The sequence below is a fragment of the Mesorhizobium japonicum MAFF 303099 genome (genome assembly GCF_000009625.1).
Lineage (GTDB): Bacteria > Pseudomonadota > Alphaproteobacteria > Rhizobiales > Rhizobiaceae > Mesorhizobium > Mesorhizobium japonicum.
The window spans coordinates 756926-774976 of sequence record NC_002678.2 but is presented as its reverse complement, the minus strand read 5'-3'; the positions used below and the strand labels follow the sequence as shown (position 1 = coordinate 774976).

General features: G+C 65.1%; 9 protein-coding genes and 1 tRNA gene. 6 read left to right on the top strand and 4 right to left on the bottom strand.

Annotated features, from left to right (window positions below; all coding sequences use genetic code 11):
* Positions 1-189 precede the first annotated feature (189 nt).
* The 4 genes from MAFF_RS04915 (at position 190) to MAFF_RS04900 (ending at position 13603) form a co-directional block, all read left to right on the top strand.
* The gene (locus MAFF_RS04915) at positions 190-11169 is read left to right on the top strand and encodes an autotransporter outer membrane beta-barrel domain-containing protein (protein WP_010909781.1); all 10980 of its coding nucleotides are present in this window, start codon (positions 190-192) and stop codon (positions 11167-11169) included.
* 297 nt (positions 11170-11466) lie between these two features.
* Entirely contained in the window at positions 11467-12693 is a 1227-nt protein-coding gene (locus MAFF_RS04910) for a pilus assembly protein TadG-related protein (protein ID WP_010909780.1), read from the top strand.
* A gap of 6 nt (positions 12694-12699) precedes the next feature.
* Positions 12700-13134: a TadE/TadG family type IV pilus assembly protein gene (locus tag MAFF_RS04905; RefSeq protein WP_010909779.1), complete on the top strand. Its 435-nt coding sequence runs from the start codon at positions 12700-12702 to the stop codon at positions 13132-13134.
* Positions 13135-13156: 22 nt separating this feature from the next.
* Positions 13157-13603, top strand: coding sequence for a TadE/TadG family type IV pilus assembly protein (locus tag MAFF_RS04900; protein ID WP_080511788.1), 447 nt, complete (start codon positions 13157-13159; stop codon positions 13601-13603).
* A 31-nt stretch (positions 13604-13634) separates the two neighbouring features.
* Here the strand turns inward: MAFF_RS04900 and MAFF_RS04895 are convergent, their stop codons facing one another.
* Both MAFF_RS04895 and MAFF_RS39935 read right to left on the bottom strand, forming a co-directional pair.
* On the bottom strand, positions 13635-14171 hold the full coding sequence (locus MAFF_RS04895; RefSeq protein ID WP_010909777.1) for a DnaJ domain-containing protein: 537 nt from the start codon (positions 14169-14171) through the stop codon (positions 13635-13637).
* Positions 14172-14245: 74 nt separating this feature from the next.
* Complete coding sequence (locus tag MAFF_RS39935; RefSeq protein WP_010909776.1) at positions 14246-14419, bottom strand: hypothetical protein; 174 nt, start codon at positions 14417-14419, stop codon at positions 14246-14248.
* Positions 14420-15606: 1187 nt separating this feature from the next.
* Here MAFF_RS39935 and MAFF_RS04890 point away from each other — a divergent pair.
* Positions 15607-16008, top strand: a complete 402-nt coding sequence (locus tag MAFF_RS04890; RefSeq protein ID WP_010909775.1) for a YybH family protein — start codon at positions 15607-15609, stop codon at positions 16006-16008.
* Positions 16005-16139 carry a hypothetical protein gene (locus tag MAFF_RS41135; RefSeq protein WP_280113137.1) on the top strand — a complete coding sequence of 45 codons (135 nt, stop codon included), beginning with the start codon at positions 16005-16007 and terminating at the stop codon, positions 16137-16139. The genes MAFF_RS04890 and MAFF_RS41135 overlap by 4 nt, the downstream gene beginning before the upstream one ends.
* Before the next feature lie 222 nt (positions 16140-16361).
* Here the strand turns inward: MAFF_RS41135 and MAFF_RS04885 are convergent.
* Together MAFF_RS04885 and MAFF_RS04880 are read right to left on the bottom strand one after the other, a co-directional pair.
* A tRNA-Glu gene (locus MAFF_RS04885) sits at positions 16362-16436 on the bottom strand.
* A gap of 197 nt (positions 16437-16633) precedes the next feature.
* Positions 16634-17890 (bottom strand): YcbK family protein, encoded by a 1257-nt coding sequence (locus MAFF_RS04880; RefSeq protein WP_044547738.1) that lies wholly within the window; start codon positions 17888-17890, stop codon positions 16634-16636.
* Between the last annotated feature and the right edge of the window lie 161 nt (positions 17891-18051).

Here is an 18051-nt window from a genome sequence, read left to right as displayed (position 1 = left end):
GAGCGCCTATTGCCATTGCAATCTGCTAGGTTGCATTAGCAAGGGCAGATTCGCGCCGGGGGCGGTGCGGATCAGGGGGTGATGATGACTCGTGTTCGTGGGTACGTAGCCGAGTCTCGCTTTGTTTCAGGCAGGTTGAAGCAGAGATTTCTGGGCCTTTCAGGGTTTGCGGCAGTAGCGGCCATTCTCATGACGCTGACGCTGTTCGTCGGTTCGACGGGGCCTGCCGAAGCGACTTGCACGGGGCCGAGTGGTGGCGTCGAGACCTGCGCGGGATCCGGGACACAGTCTGACATCAGCTACACCGCGCCTGGCGTCACGACGCTCAACGTCAACACGCTGACGATCGACCCCAGCCGGATATCCCTTACCGGTAGCGGGGCGAACCCGGCACCGGCAACGGAAGTCCAGCACTACACCTGCAGCACCGGCAATGCGGCCGACTGCGTCATCACCCCGGAAAAACCCGCCCAGAACGGCAATCCCGCCGTGGCCGAGAGCTGCGCGGTCGCCAGTGGCGCGCCTGCCGGAACAAGCTGCGTCGCACCGCCGGTCAAGGCCGCCGGCGGGCCTTCGGGCAATTCTGGCCCGACACTTGTGGTCAACTATAATCAGCCCACCGCCAACACCAACACGCCCAACAGCGGTGCGGTGATCGCGACCGGCACCATCGGTGTTCTCGGCGCCTCGAACGGCAGCCGGGGCGGCAATGGCAGCAATGGCTACGTCTTCTCCGATGGCGGTGACGGCGCCAATGGCGCCGATGGCGGCATCGTCACGGTCAATGTGGATGGGGCCGTCATGACGAGCAACAATTGCGTCCTGCCCACGGCTTGTCCGAACGCCGGCATCGTTGCGAGCAGCGTCGGCGGCGATGGTGGCGATGGTGGCGACGCCAAGGGCATTTCGGGCGATGCCGGCGATGGCGGGCTGGGTGGCAGCGGTGGCAATGCCACCGTTAATTTCAACAGCGGAAGCGTCGAAACGCAGGGCAACTACTCTGCGGGCATTGCAGCCATCAGCCAGGGCGGCCATGGCGGCAATGGCGGCGGTGGCGGCGGCCTGGTCTTCAATCCGGGCGGTGGCAGTCCGGCCGGTGCAGGCGGCAATGCCAATGTCTTCACCGGCGTCGGCACCACCATCACCACCTATGGCATCTATTCGCACGGCATAGCCGCGCAGTCGATCGGCGGCGGCGGCGGCGGCAGTGCCGGTGGTTTCGGCCTGTTTTCGTCGTCCGGCGGCAGCGGCGGCAATGGTGGCAATGGCGGCATCGTCCAGGTCACCAACAATGCCAATATCGCCACCTGGGGCAACAATTCACAGGGCATCCTGGCCCAGACGATCGGCGGCGGCGGCGGCGACGGCGGTTCGAATTTCGGCCTGTTCGCCTCGGGCGGCAGCGGCAGCCTCGGCGGCAATGGTGGCCCTGCCAATGTCGTGACGGTCGGCGTCACCAATTCCGGTGCGATCGTCACCCATGGCCAGGAATCCAATGGCATCCTGGCGCAGTCGATCGGCGGCGGCGGCGGCAATGGCGGCAATTCAGGCGGTCTGGTTTCGCTTGGCGGCGACGGCGCTTCGACCACCAATGGCGGCATCGTCGAAGTGACGAACACATCAGCCGGCTCGATCAGTACCGACGGCAAGCAGTCCGCCGGCATCTTCGCCCAGTCGGTCGGCGGCGGCGGTGGCAATGGCGGCACCTCCGGCGGCCTGTTCTCGGCCGGCGGCAAAGGCGGCGCCGGCGGCAATGGCGCGCGGGTGACGGTGACCAATGCGGGCGATATCGAGACCGGAAAAAATGGTGCCGCTTCAGTCAATTCCGCCGGCATCTTCGCGCAATCGGTCGGCGGCGGCGGCGGCAATGGCGGCGGCGCGTTCTCCGGCGGCATCGGCTTCAGCGTGGCGATTGGCGGCGCCGGCGGAAGTGGCGGCACGTCCGGAGCGGTGGAGGTGCTGCGCGACGCCAACGATACTGCCTATTCGATCATCACCCATGGCGACCAGTCGGATGCCGTTTTCGCGCAATCGATTGGCGGTGGCGGCGGCAATGGCGGATTTTCGGTTTCGGGCGCGGTCGGCGTGCTTGCGCTCGCCATGGGCGGGGCTGCCGGCAATGCCAGCGACGGCAACATCGTGACGGTGGAGACCGCCGGTTCGCTGACCACTTATGGCCAGGGATCGCGCGGCATCTTCGCGCAATCGATCGGCGGCACCGGCGGCAATGGCGGTGCGGCGATCGCGGTGGCGGTCAACGCCACCGGGACATTCGCGGCGGCGATCGGCATTGGCGGCAATGGCGGCGCCGGCGGTGCATCGAAACTCGTGACCGTGTCGAGCCTCAGTGACATTTCGACAGCCGGCAACAATGCCGGCGGCATCGTTGCCCAGTCGGTCGGCGGCGGCGGCGGCAATGGTGGCTATGCGATCGGCGGCGCCATTGGCGGCGCGGTCGGCATCGCCGTCAACATCGGCGGCAAGGGTGCCGGCGGTGGCGCCGGTGCGGACGTCATTGTCGGCAGTTCCGGTTCGATCCACACAAAGGGCAACAATTCGACCGGCATCCTGGCACAATCGGTCGGCGGCGGCGGCGGCAATGGCGGCTTCACCATCTCGGCGGCCCTTGGCGGCGGCGCGGCGAGCGTCGGCCTTGGCGGCGCGGGCGCCGACGGCAGCAATGCCGGCAATGTCACCGTCAGTGCTGACGGCGCCGGCCATACGGTCGCCACCACGTATACCGGTACCTGGAATCTTGTCACCGAAGGCAAGAACGCGGTCGGCATCCAGGCCGAGAGCATCGGCGGCGGCGGCGGCAATGGCGGCTTCTCCGGCAGCCTCGCGGCGGGCGGGCTTGTCGGCGTCGGCGTCAGCCTCGGCGGCACGGGCGGTGGCGGCGGTGATGCGGGTACGGCGACCGTTAACAATGGCAAGAAGGTCGGCAACACCGTCACCCACAACAACATACTGACGATAGAGGACAACTCGACCGGCATCCTGGCGCAATCGATCGGCGGCGGCGGCGGCAATGGCGGCTTCGCCGTGACGCTCAGCGTCTCCGGTTCCTATGAAGGCGCCGGCGGCGCGGCAGCGGTCTCGGTCGGCGGCAGCGGTGCCACCGGTGGCGTCGGTAAGGATGTTTTCGTCACCAGCTATGGCAACATCGCCACTTACGGCAAACAGTCCGACGGCATTCTGGCGCAGTCCATCGGCGGCGGTGGCGGCAATGGCGGCTTCAGCGTCGCCGGCACGTTCACGACCGGCGCGCTGGGCGCTTCGGTGGCCGTCGGAGGCAGTGGCGGCAGCGGGCAGAGCGCCGGCGAGGTGACGGTGACCTCGGCCGGCAACATTCAGACCCATGGCGACCAGTCGATTGGCATCATGGCGCAGTCGGTTGGTGGCGGCGGCGGCAATGGCGGCTTTGCCGGCGCCGGCGCGATCACGCTGCAGGGTGTCAGCGCCGCGGTCGGGCTTGGCGGCAGTGGCGCCGGTGGTGGCAGCGCGAAAACCGTTCGCGTCACCTCGACCGGCGACATCACGACGTATGGCGACCAGGCGATCGGCATTCTGGCGCAGTCGGTTGGCGGCGGTGGCGGCAATGGCGGATCGACCGTTTCGCTGGCGCTTGCCAAGGATGCCGGTATCGGCGTGGCGCTTGGCGGCAAGGGCGGCGCGGCCGGCAACGGCCTCGATGTCACCGTCATCTCGACCGGCAACATCTCGACCGGCGCCGGCTTCATATCAGGCGGTGTTCGCGGTACGGGCGCGGCCGGCATACTGGCGCAATCGGTCGGCGGCGGCGGTGGCAATGGCGGCTTTGCCGGCACGCTTGGCGGCGGCAAGTCGATCGCCGTCGGCGTGGCGTTTGGCGGCAGCGGTGCGGGCGGTGGCAGTGCCGACATCGTCAAGGTCACCTCGACTGGCAACATCTCGACCAATTTCGACAATTCGTCCGGCATCATCGCGCAGTCGATCGGCGGCGGCGGCGGCAATGGCGGCTTCAGTGTCGCCGTCACCGGTGCGCTTGGCGATCCCGATGCGGCAACGGCGTCGGTCGCGATCGGCGGCAAGGGCGGCGTCGGCGGCGTCGGCAAGGACGTGACGGTGACGAGCACCGGCACGATCACGACGACGGGCAAATTCTCCAACGGCATACTGGCGCAGTCGATCGGCGGCGGCGGCGGCAATGGCGGCTTCGCGGTCGCCGGCTCTGCCACGACAGGCAATGCCGGCATCGGCGTTGGCGTCGGCGGCACCGGCGCCACCGGCTCGGCATCAGGCAAGGTGATCGTCAACAGCTACAGCCTCGTCGGCGCGAACGGCCAGCCGGTGCTGCTGGCGCCAGCCTCGAACATCGTGTCGATCTGGACCCAGGGTGACAATTCATCCGGTATTTTCGCGCAGTCGGTCGGCGGCGGCGGTGGCTCGGGCGGCTTTGCCGGCAGCCTCGGCGTCGGGCTCGGCGGCGGCGGTCTCGGTGTCAGCATCGGCGGCGGCGCCGGATCCGGCTCGACTGCCGAAACGGTCACCGTCACCAGCTACAACAACATCCTGACCGGAGGCAAAGACTCCTTCGGCATCATGGCGCAATCGGTCGGCGGCGGCGGTGGCAATGGCGGTTTTGCCATTGCGCTGGCCGGCAGCAAGGATATGGCGGCCAGCGTCGCGGTCGGCGGCTCCGGCTCGAGCGGCGGCGACGCCGCGGTCGTTACCGTCACCAGCCACGGCAACATCGAGACCGATGGCGACGGCTCGCATGCGATCTTCGCACAATCGGTCGGCGGCGGCGGCGGCAATGGCGGCGGCGCGATAGCCGGCACGCTGACCGGCGAGGGCACGGGCAGTCTGGCCGTCGGTGTCGGCGGTTCGGGCGACAATGGCGGCAACGCCAAAGCGGTCACCGTCTCCTCGACGGGCGATCTCAGGACCGAAGGTTTGAAGGCCGACGGCATCCTGGCGCAGTCGATCGGCGGCGGCGGCGGCAATGGCGGCTTCTCCGGTGCGCTGGCGATCACCACGGGAGCAGGCGCGATCGGCGTCGGTGTCGGCGGCTCCGGCAAGGGCGGCGGCAATGCCGACACGGTCACCGTGACCTCGACCGGCAACATCGTCACCCTCAAGAACGGTTCGAACGGCATCCTGGCGCAATCGGTCGGCGGCGGCGGCGGCAATGGCGGAGCCGCGGTCACCATCGCGGGCTCCGGCCAGAAAGCGGCCGCGGCGGTTTCTGTCGGCGGCAGCGGCGCCAAGGGCGGCACCTCGCAGCTGGTCACGGTCAACAACATCGGCACGATCGACACCACCGGCGACAAGGCCAATGGTATCCTTGCCCAGTCGATCGGCGGCGGCGGCGGGACCGGAGGCTTCGCCATCTCTGGCGAGATGGTCGTTGACGGCGCTGGTGGCGCGGCCGTCAGCGTCGGCGGCAATGGTGGCACCGGCCAGGATGGCGGCCGCGTCATCGTCAACAGCAATATCGGCACCACGCTCGCCAACAACAATGCGACCATCCACACCGTTGGTGGGGATTCGAATGGCATCTTCGCGCAATCGGTCGGCGGCGGCGGCGGCGATGGCGGCTTCTCCGGGGCGGTTTCGGTCACCGGCCAGAATGCCAAGGCCGCGATCGGAGTCTCCGTCGGCGGCTCGGGAGCCGGCTCCGGCGACGGCAAGACCGTCAATGTCACCTCGGTCGACAATATTTTGACCGGAGGCAACGGCGCGAACGGCATCCTGGCGCAATCGGTCGGCGGCGGCGGCGGCAATGGCGGCTTCTCCTTTGCCGCGACAATCAAGGGCTCGCTCGGCAAGAACCCGAGCAAGAACGGCGCGGTCTCGGTATCACTCGGTGGCGGCGCCGGTTCCGGCGGCGATGCCGAGAAGGTCACGGTCGATTCGACCGGCATCATCCAGACCAGCGGCAACAAGGCTTTCGGTGTCCTGGCGCAGTCGGTCGGCGGTGGCGGCGGCACGGGCGGGCTAAGCGTGGCGGCAGCTCTCAACCTCGGTGAGGGCGGCAACCAGATCACCGCCGCTGTCGGCGGCGAGGGCGGTGGCGGCGGCACCGGTGGCGAAGTGCTGCTGACGCGCCACGGCTCGACCATCACTACCGGCGATCAGTCCGTCGGCCTGTTCGCCCAATCGGTCGGCGGCAGCGGCGGCAATGGCGGCATGGCGATCTCCGGCGTGATTGCCGGCACCGACGCCAAGACGCTGTCGGCCAGCGTCGGCGGCTTCGGCGGCGCCGGCACCAACGCCAGCAAGGTGACGGTCGACAACACCGGCGCCATTTCGACTTACGGGGTCGAATCAGACGCCATCCAGGCGCAGTCGATCGGTGGCGGCGGCGGCAATGGCGGCATGGCCGTCTCGGCCGTGATCGGCTCGCTCGGCACCGGAACCAATTTCAATGCCGGCGTGACCGTCGGCGGCTTCGGCGGAGACGCCGGCTTTGCCGGCGACGTCTTCGTGACCAATCACGGTCTCTTGCAGACCGGCTTGCTCGCGGCCGGCCAGACCACGACCAATGGCGATGGCGCCTACGGCATCTTCGCGCAGTCGGTCGGCGGCGGCGGCGGCTCCGGCGGCAACGCGATCACCGGCGTGCTTGGCCTCAAGGGCAACAATGCGGGCACTCAGGTCAATGTCAGCGTTGCAGTCGGCGGCTCGGCCGGCAACGGCAACACGGGCGGTAACGTCACCATCAGGCAGTATGGCGGCATCGAAACCAACGGCATGGGCGCCTTCGGCATACTGGCGCAATCGATCGGCGGCGGCGGCGGCACCGGCGGCCGCGCCAATTCGATCTCGCTGCAGCTTGGTGCGAAATGCACCCTTCCAAAGGTCTGTGAACCGGCCGGCGGCAAACCGAACTGGAACCTGCAGGCGACCGTCGGCGGCGCCGGCGGAACCGGCAATGACGCCATGACCGTCGATGTCGGCAATTATGATTTCATCACCACGGATGGCGACAAGTCGTCCGGCATCGTCGCGCAGTCGATCGGCGGCGGCGGCGGCATCGGCGGCGACGCCTATGTGGGGACGGGCGGCCTGCTTGCGATACCCTACGTGCCAGTCGATCCGACGCTGCTCCTGAAGCCGCTCGGCACGAGCAGCCTGACCAGGTCGGGCACGGTCGCCATTGGCGGCAACGGCGCCGGTGGCGGCAATGGCGGTACCGTCATCGTTGCCAATGAAGGTGTGATCACGACCCACGGCACCAAGTCGGACGGCATCCACGCCCAGTCGATCGGCGGGGGCGGCGGCGATGGTGGCGACGGCGAGGCCGGTGCGCTCGGCACCGTCGGCCTTGGCGGCCAGGGCAAGGCCGCCGGCAATGGCGGTTCGGTCACCGTCACCAACGGCAAGGCCAACCTCAGCCAGGCCGGCGCGGCCATTATCCAGACCTTCGGCACGTCGCCGACGCCGCCGGCAGAGGGCGCGCCGAGCGCCGACCCTGAGCAAGGCTATTCGGCCGGCATCTTCGCACAATCGGTCGGTGGCGGTGGCGGCACGGGCGGCGGCGCCGGCGGCCTGCTGTCGCTTGGCGGCTCCGGAAAGGCGGGCGGTACCGGTGGCCACGTCACGGTCAACAATTACGGCGGCATCCTCACGCATGCCGATGATTCGGTTGGCATTTTCGCGCAGTCGATCGGCGGCGGCGGTGGCGCCGGCGGCTCGCTCGGCATCAGCGCGATCGCGGTCGGCGGCTCGGGCGGCGCGAGCGGCTCCGGCGGCCAGGTGGATGTCGTCAACAACGCCATGATCGAGACGCACGGCATCGATTCCTACGCCATCCAGGCGCAGTCGGTGGGTGGCGGCGGTGGTTCGGGCGGCGGCAAGAATGGCGGCATCACCGGCTCGATCCCGGCCCTGATCTCGATCGGCGGCGCCGGCGGCTCGTCCGGTATCGGTGGCATCGTCAATGTCACCAACAACAACAGCCTGCACACCTATGGCGCCGGCGCGGACGGCATCAACGCCCAGTCGATCGGTGGCGGCGGCGGTTCCGGCGGCCGCGCGATCGGCTTCATCGCCGTCGGCGGCAAGGGCGGCGATGTCGGTAACGGCACCACCGCCGGCAGCAACGGCGGTGGCGGCGCGGTCACCGTCAACAACAATGCCAATGGCACGATCACGGTCGAAGGCATCGGCGCGCATGGCATCTTCGCGCAGTCGGTCGGTGCCGGCGGCGGCTCGGGCGGCGGCGCGTTCGGCGTCAGCATCGTGCCTGTCGCGATCGGGGTCGGCGGCGGCGGCGGCAGTTCGGGTGATGGCGGCGTTGTCACCGTCAACAACCATGGCGACATCACGACGGTATCGGCCTCGTCGGTCGCGATCTTCGCAGAATCGATCGGCGGCGGCGGCGGCACCGGTGCCATGAGCGTGGCGGCGAGCCCCGCGCCTGGCGCCTTCACCTTCGGCATCGGCGGCGACGGCGGCGCCAATGGCAAGGGCGGCAACGTCAATGTCACCAATTTCAGCGACGGCATCATCCACACCCAGGGCTTCGGCTCGACCGGCATCATGGCGCAGTCGGTGGGCGGCGGCGGTGGCGCAGGCGGTGCGTCCTATTCCGTATCGGGCGGCCCGCCCGGACTTGCCATCGCGCTCGGCGGCAAGGGTGCCGCCGGCGGCGACGGTGGCATCGTCACCGTCATCAACAATGGGGCCATGCAGCTCGACGGCGACAATTCCGTCGCGATCTTCGCGCAATCAGTCGGCGGCGGTGGCGGCTCGGGCGGCACCGCGATCGCCGCAGCGATCGGCGTGCCGGTGTTCATCGGCGGAGATACGGGCGCGACCGGCAAGGGCGGCGACGTCACCGTCACCAATACGGGGCAGATCAGGCTCACCGGCAATGGCTCTGTCGGCATCTTCGCGCAGTCCGTGGGTGGTGGTGGCGGCGTGGTGACCGCTGGCACCGACGGCATCGTCCAGGCCGTCGCCGGCGGCAGCGGCAATGGCGGCGTCGTGACTATCAACAGCAATGTCGCCATGCTCATCACCGGTGACAATTCGGTCGGCGTGTTTGGCCAGAGCATCGGCGGCGGCGGTGGCGTCGGCGGCTTTTCCGGCAACTATCTCGGCCTCGACCAGGTGCAGTCCACAAGCAGCAAAATGGCCATGGCCCCGCAAGGCTTCATGGGCAGCGCCGGCGGCGGCGGCACCGGCGGCGCCATCACCTTCACGCAGACGGCCGATCTCGCGGTCATCGGCAAGAATTCCTTCGCGCTGATGGAGCAGAGCGCCGGCGGCACTGGCAACATATCGGACAATGGCGACATCAACGTCACCATCGCCAGTGGCGTGACGATCATCGGCGGCTCGGGTGCCGGCGGCGGCATCGGCTACAAGGACGGCAAGGACAATGTGCTGACCAACAACGGCATCGTCCGTTCGGTGCTGCTGATCGACGGCTATGCCATGCGCGGCGGCGTCGGCAACGAGACGTTCGACAACATGTACCTGACGGTCGGCTCGATGGATCTCGGCGCGGGTCTCAACATCTTCAACAACAAGACCAACGCCGTCTACCTGATGGGCGACACCGTCTATCTCGACCTGGCCGGCCAGTTCGACAATGACGGTTTTGCTGCTCCCGGCGGCCTCGACCGCGTGATGACGACCGACGTCACCGGCAACTGGTCGCAATCGCTTGGCGGCGTCTATCTGCTCGACCTGGATCTCGATCCGGAGGCGGACCGCATCAATGTGAGCGGGACGGCTGACGTCAACGGCCTTGTCAGCATCAACATCATGAATCCGGGCGCGGCAAAGCCGGGCAATCAGGATTACATCATCCTGGAGGCGCAGGGCGGTGTCACCGACAATGGGTTGAAGCTCGATACGATCCCGAGCGCGGTGGCGCAGTATGCGCTGAAATATCCGAACCCGGAGGATATCGTCCTCAATGTCGACATCAATTTCGCCCGCACCGGCCTGACCGAGAACCAGACCGCGGTGGGCCAGGCGATCAACGCCATCCAGACCGATCTGACGTCGCCGAACTTCACCAAGATCGCCAACGCGATCTTCTATATCCCGACGCTTGATCAGCTTGGCGCCGTCTACGACACGATCTCAGGCGAGGGCATCAGTGGCTTCCAGCAGCCGGAGTTCGACGCCAACAGCACCTTCCTGGCGCAGATGAGCCGGCAGGCCGACGCTTGGCGCATGGGCATCGCGACGGACCCGATGAGCCAGTCGCTGAAAGCGCCGGAGGCGGCCTATGCCGAACCGCCCGGCAAGACCAATCCGTTCGACGCCTTGGCCAACGGGCCCAACGAACAGCGCTGGAGTTACTGGGCGACGGCGGGCGGCAATTCGGGTGCGGTTACCGGCGATCCGGTGGTCGGCAGCGCAGCCCTTGACTACAAATCCGGAAACTTCGCCGTTGGCCTGGACTCGCAGGGCGATCCCGATGTCCTGATGGGCTTCGCGCTGGGTGGCGTCGCCGGATCCTTCGCCGTGCCGGACCGCGAAACCTCCGGCAACATCATCGGTGGCCATGCTGGCGCCTACGGCGCGCGCAAATGGGGCCAGTTCTACATCAACGGCTCGCTGGCGATGGATCTCTACAGCAACACCACCGACCGCTTCACCTCGGTGCCGGGCGCGCCCAATCCGCTCAATCCGGTGCCGCCAATCACCAGGGAACACTGGACCGGCGATTTCATGAGCGCGGGCTTCGGCACCAGCCTCGAGGCCGGCTGGCGGCGGCCTTTCGGCGCCGGCGCCATCACGCCGTTCGCCGGGCTGCAATTCCAGGCTCTGGCGATGCAGGCCTTCTCGGAAAAGTCGACCAGCGACGGAGCGCTGGGCCTCGACTTCGACAGCCGTACGGTCATCTCGCTGCCGGTCTCGCTCGGCTTGCAGCTCGACACCACGATGGCTATCGGCGAGAGCAAGACCCTGCAGGCCTGGGGCCGCGCCGCCTGGCTGCACGAGTTCAAGCCGGACCGCTCGGTGGAGCCTGGCTTCCAGGCAGCACCCGGCTATGCCTTCGTCGTTCAGGGGGCAGGGGCGGCCGAGGACGCGATCACCGTCAATGCCGGCGTCAAGCTGAACTGGAGCGCCAACACATCGGTGTTCGCCACCTTCGACGGCAAGTTCGCCGACCGGGTGCAGACCTATGGCGGCAATGTCGGGTTCAGGGTGAACTGGTAGGCGAGGCACGATCGCTCGCCTGTACGATACCCGCAACTCTATCGCAGGCCGGCAGCTCCGAGGCATCGATGCTTGCCTCCGCTGTTCGGCTCCGTGATCACTGGTCGCCTGGCGCGCAACCGCGCGTCAAGGACCGGTAGACCATCCTCGGCGCCCCGCAGGGCAGCAGTTCTCGTTCACAAGCGCGCAGAGGTCAGTCAACAGCTGGTTATTTTGAAAGCCAATCGAAGCCGTCATCAAAAATGAACGGAACTTTTTAGCCGTTCCTTCATACATGCGTGCTTTCTAATTTAAGCTATGGCTTTCAATCGCTTCACCCGAATTCGGCTCGTTGCGACCGGTATCCGCCGGAGTACAAGGGCAAATGTTGCCACCATCTTCGCCCTCAGCCTGCCGATCGTCGTCGGCGCGGCCGGCTTCGGTGTGGAGACCTCCTACTGGTACTACAACAGCCTGAGACTGCAGGCGACGGCCGATGCCGCGGCCTATGCCGGCGCGCTTGAACAGATCTCGGGTTCCGACAAGCCGACGATAATCGCGGCGGCGACGCAGTCGGCAGCGACGAACGGGCTGGGCTCGGGCACGATCGTCGTCAACACGCCGCCAGCGTCCGGGCCGAATACAGCGAAGAAAGCGGTCGAGGTCATCGTCGCTCAGAACATCAACCGGATGTTCACCTCGATCTTCACGCAAGGTCAGGTGCCCGAGCAGGCGAGGGCGGTGGCCCTCATCACCAACGCTTCGAAGGCCTGCGTGCTCGCGCTCGACCCATCCGCTTCGCAGGCGGCGCTGTTTTCCGGCAACACCAGCGTCAAGCTCATCGGCTGCTCGGTCATGTCCAATTCGATCGCATCGGACGCCATCAAGCTTCAGGGCTCGGCGGGCCTCCAGGCCGATTGCCTGATATCGGGGGGCGGTGTTTCTCTCAGCAATCCCGTTACGACCGTCTGCGCGGCCCCGATAACCCAGGCGCTGCCTGCCGCCGATCCATTTGCCGACCTGCCGGCCCCAGCCGCTTCGAACCCCTGCCAGAACGATAACAAAGCCACACTGAGTCCAGGCACCTATTGCAGCGGCATGACGCTAAAGGGCAATGTCACGCTCTCACCCGGCGTCTACGTCGTCCAGGGCAATCTCAAGATAAACGCCAACGCTGCCATCACAGGCAGCGGGGTGACGATCTTCATGTCGGGCAGTTCGTCGGTCAGCATAAACGGCAACGCGTCCGTGAAGCTCAGCGCGCCGACTTCGGGCGCCTATTCAGGCGTTCTGTTCTATGGCGACAGAACCGGCAACAGCGCATCCAGCACCTTCAACGGCACAGCCGACTCGCTGCTGACTGGGGCCATCTACTTCCCGAAACAGCAGATCAGCTATCTCGGCAACTTCTCGGGCAACAACGGCTGCACCCAAGTCGTCGCCAATACGATCCAATGGTCTGGGAATTCAACCATCAATCAGGATTGCACGAGCCTCGGAATGCGAGACATTCCGGCCACGCAGTCCGTGGCACTGGTCGAGTAGGCTTCCATGGAACGCGGATCAATCCTTGGCGACCGTTCTGGCGTTGCCGCGGTCGAGTTCGCCATGGTCCTGCCCTTCCTGTGCGCGGCGCTGCTCGGCATCATCGACGGCTGGTCCTATGTGACGAGCTCACTGTCGATGCGCGCCGGCGTCAAGACCGCCGCGAACCTGATCATGGAAGGATCGACCAATGACACGGCGACGCAGGCCGTTGCCATGTCGAGTTGGGAGAAGCGGCCGACGGACGGCCAGGTCACGCTAAGCCGGATCTATATGTGCGGGACGACCGTGGTCGACGCCTCCACTTTGTGCAGCGGACCAAAGGTGCCGTCGGTCTATGTTCAGATCCAGGCATCGGCCACCTGGACGCCGCCCTTCACCTTCGGCGTCTTTTCCGCTTCCAGCGTCATCGGCCATCTGGAGGTGATCCGTGTTCGGTAGGGCGTCTCACCGTTTCGCGGAAATGGCGAAGCGCCCTAGCTCTTCGTTTTGCCGCGATCCCCGGTATTGCGCTGGGGCAAGCGCCTTCAGGCGGGATCGATCGGGCGGGGCCGGGCTGGAGTTCGCACTGATCGCGCCGTTCCTTATCATATTGCTGTTCGGGATCTTCGCCTTGGGCTGGTCGATGCATTCGGTGTCCAGCGTTCGCTATACGCTGGAGACATCATCGCGCTCGCTGCAGCTTCAGAACACGCTGACCCAAGCCGACATCCAATCGATCGCCACGCAGAAATTGCAGGCCTTGGGCTTGAAGGATGTGAACGTGACGATCGCCGTCGACCCGGCGAGCGGCGGCTTCCGCATGGCGCATCTGACCGCCACCTATGCCTTCGTCGTCGATTTTCCTTACCTCAGCAGCTTTCCGATCAACTACGCCACCACCGTCACCGTGCCGCTGGTCGGCGGTTAGTCGATACGGCGCAGACGCTGGCTTGCGCGTTTCAGCCTGCATGGTCCAGCAGTCTTGTTGTGGCGTCACGGCGATGTTCGGAATTGGCGCGATCGATGCCTTCCACGGTGATCGCGAAGGTTCCGTTCTCGATCCTTCCAATCCAACCCTTGGCTTTCAGGTACCAGAGATGAAACTCAAGATGTTCTCGCGGACAGCCTGACAAACGTTCGATTTCTGTATCGCCAATACCGGGATTGTTTACGTCTTGCCGGCGTTTGACGTAGAGCAGTGAGAGCAATTTCGCCTGAATGGCCACATCACGCTCGATAGTTGTGCTGTTGCTGGCTTCCCCAATCAACTCTGTTCGCAGGCTCAAATGGTCCTTGTGCTGAATGTCATACTGCGCGCGCTTGACTGGGTCCTTGAGAACATTGTGGGCTTCCAGGATTTCGCTGAAGCGCGATTCATCGCCGGTGTCCTGATTGTCAGGATGGTAGCGCATGGCGAAATAGCGGAATACCCGTTCTATCGTTTCCGAGTTGGCGTTCGGGCTGATTTCAAGGAGTTCGTAGTAATCAACGAACAAGATGGCGCCCCCATAACATCGCTACTGCGCACACCCTCGAGTGCATGACCGCTGAAGGCAAGAAACAACAGTCCTCAACTTGCGGATTGGATCGGCGCGAACCGAAGCTGGTCAAGAGAATCCGTACGTGACATTGCAATCAGCCGCGCAACGGCGAAGGCTGCCAGAATGATGAAAACAGCGGTGAGGTTGAGGAAGGCGGGTGATGCAAAAATGCTCCCGCTCGGATCAGAACAGATCAGTTCCATGGCGCTCTACCCCTTCAGCGACCTGATGGTTTGAATAATGATCCGGCTTTATGATGAATACAAGCGCTTGCTAATAGGATGGTTGATGCAGGTGCTCTGGGACACAGGCAAGGGCGGCTGAGACACGGACGGATATTCGGCAATAGGGGATCGGGCTCAGTGCTCGAAACTCTGGTTCGTCCAAGGGGAATCGAACCCCTGTTACCGCCGTGAAGGGCTGGCTTACCGAGGCTCCCTGGAAGGAAGGCGCCGTCGACCTCGAAATCGATCGCGTCTGGTGGGTGGCAAGGGTTGCTGCACTTTGCCAAGTTGAAACTGAGTTGCTGGTTTGACGGATCGATCTCGTTGCAATCGAGCACTGGGGATTCCGCCGCCGAAATGGTGCAGGAAGAATAAGCCTAAGGACTGGCAACCCCTACCGGAAGTTTACCGCCTCGAGCGTGAGCGGGAGAAGGAGGGGGGGTGCTCCGCTACCGCCGCTGAGGAGCGCGCATTGGCCGCTCTGGCGCGCAGCGGGAGGCGCCAGAGCGGGCCGGACGATGCGGCCGCGTAACTTGCGGCGACCGGTCCTTCTGTCCCGTAATGGATCAATTGTCGCTGGCACAACAATTGCTTTGTCAGCAATACCGGCTGTTGGGACCGGCAATTGGGCGGGTGTGGTGGGCCTCGCCGCTTCGCAAATGGAGCGGCGAGGTTTCTGCGTTCAAGCAGCTTGCAGGTGCAACCAGAGACACAGCGACTGGCCATAGGCGGGCGCCAGGACGCGCGGGAAGCCTCTGCCGCGTTTAGGACAGCGTCAGCGGGAAACGCGCGCTGGTGGCGCCAACCAGGCGGCTTAACGCCTCACTCAAGGATGAAGTACAGCGGAACGAGTATCGAGAATGCCGCTACAGCGGTCAGAAAAATGTCTGTGGTCATGAGCCCCCGCTCGGAATTTCATGACCATCTCACATTCAATTAGCTAAAATGCAAATGAACTCGCGCCGGCCATTCATGGAACAGGACCGGCGCGGCCACCTGCGGCCGTGTAGGGCAACGGGCGCCTGAGGTTCCACGGCAGTGCGGCCCGGCACCTATAGATTGGGATGTGAATAGGACGCCGGCCTAACCGACGGGCTGTTTTGTGAGCAGCAGCGACGCCGGCTGGTCAATATATGTGCTAGTGCTAATGTAATTGCAGCCTACGAATGAAGGAGCAGCCTTACCGGGAGGAAATGATGTCGATCCGCGACGAACTGCAGGAGCTTTGGGACATCTACGTTGCGGCCTATCGAGACGGGGATGCTGCCGGTTGCGCGGCGGTATTCACACCTGATGCGGAATTGCATTCTCCCTATGCGGCGGCAGCTCGCGGCCGCGCGGCGATAGAGGCGCTGCATGGCGTCTGGACCCAACACGCCACCCCCGACAAAACACTAGGCATAATAGAGGCGGGGGCATCAGGGCACCTTGCATGGTCTCTCGCGGCCTATTCGGAGGGTGAGGCGACCGGGAACGGAACTTCACTCAGCGTCTTTGAGCGACAGGCTGCTGGCGGAGGCTGGCTGATCCGCATGTGCAGTCTCAACAGCACCGATCCCGGCCAATGATCGACAAGCCGGCCTACATCGTCAGCATCTTCGACAAGCCGCGCTATCCTGACTACAGAGGCAGTCGATGCTTCAGGATGGCGCGCGAGGGCTCGGTCGAGGAGATCACCCCGAAGCCGAAGAAGCGCTAAAGGGCTCGGCGCAGACGGCGACATGTCCGGTGATGGAACGGCGAGTCTCTGAAAGTCTGACGCATTCAGACATGCCGGATTCGGCGTGGGTGGCGTCCGTCATCCATGCGAAATTGTTTGCTTTGCCATTTTGACCGGTTCCTTGGAATCGGCTGGTTCCGGACGATATTGGCCAAAAATTGGACAGTAAGGACGGGGAGGTCGCCAAGTGCCTGAAAAGCCTGGTACGCCCAAGGGGAATCGAACCCCTGTTACCGCCGTGAAAGGGCGGTGTCCTAACCGCTAGACGATGGGCGCGCTCAGACGAAGCGGCTTATACTGACGTTGTGCGCAACCGGCAACCCGTCAGATGCCGGCTTGGACAACTTTTTTGCGGGGCTTTGGAATCGGGGGCTTCATCACCCACTGGGCGCTTGGTGATTAGCGAAAACGCCCATTGCTCCGCCCGTGGATGACGAAGTTGGGGACGCTCCGGTTAATCTCGAATGCGCCCTTTAGCCGTCGTCACCGCCGCTGCGCCGGCGGCAGCGCCAGTTCCAGTCGCGCTCGGGGCCGACGTCGACGTGTACCGATTCGGTGTGGCAATAGGTGCCGACGCCACCGCGGCCGGGCATGGTCCTGATGTAGTTCGCCAGTTCCCATTTGGAGACGCCGGGCACCTGGATGTCGGCGGCGGCGCAGTACATGTGCAGCGAGTTCTTGGCGCCGTTGGCGCGGCGGTTGCGAGCAGGGTCGCGGTAGCCTGACGTGACCACCATCTTGCGGCCGTAATGGCCTTCGATCGTCTTCAGCACGCGCACCAGCGACGGCTTCAGGCAGGCGACATCGACGCTTTCGTTCTGCTTCAGCAGGCCGTTGGGCGCGAGCCGGGCCATGCCGGCGGCCGACGCAACCTGATAGCTGCCGCCGATTGGACCCTCATCCTCATTGAGGTCGACGTCGCTTTCGTCGTCGAGGCCGGATTTGCGCTTGATCTCGAACAGGGCGGTCTGACGCACGCCAGGCAAGGCATCGCTGCCGGTGATATGACCGGCGTCGTCACCGGTCGAGGCCAATTGTATTGGCTTTGCCGTGGAGTCGGCCGAGGCCAACGTGATGATCGGCTTTGCCGCCGCCGCGGGCGCGGGTTTGGCCTGTGCGGTCGGCTGTTCGCCCGATCGCGTGTTGATCAGCGGAGCCGGTGTGGCCGAAGCGGGCGTGGCGCCGAACATCGAGGCCAGGAAGCCACGTTTCTTTGGCGCCTCTGCTTGTGGCGCCTCACCCGCGGTCACATAGACCGGATTGTTCATCACCGGCGCCGTGGCTGGCTTCGGCGTTGTCACCGCGGCATCGGCGGCAGCGATCTTCTGGGCGACCGCGTCGGTCTGCTGTGCCGTCTGGGCCGGCTGCTGCAAGGCCTGCGGCGTTTGTCCCGCGATCGTTTCAGCGCCAGCCGGCGTTATCAGCGGAAAGGCTGCTTGCGGCTTGGCCATCGGTACGTAAGCGACTTTTTCGGGGAGTGCGGTGTCGCCTTCGCTCATCACGGTCGTTTGCGTGGCCGTTGTCTGCGAAGTCGAATCGGCGGTGGCGATGGGCTTGCCGGTGGCGGCCACGTTAACGTCGGAGGCGGAGGCATTGTAGCCAGGCATTCCGACCGACATTGTCGGGTCGCCGGCCGATGTGCAGGAGGCCAGGAGCACACAGCAGAGCGCTGCCAAGATGGCGCTGCGTTCTCCCTTTGCTAGGCTCCATCCTGCTGATTTCAAAGTCAAATTCCCCCTCGATGTCCGGTCGGTACGTCCTCGGCGCAGCACTGGAAGTCGCTGTCCAAGGTGACCTTTGTCTCCGATCCGGAAACGAGACCTGTGTCAAATCCGCAAGCCTGGAAGTATTTTTGCAGCGATTGCCGAATTACGGCTGCTTGATGGTTGAC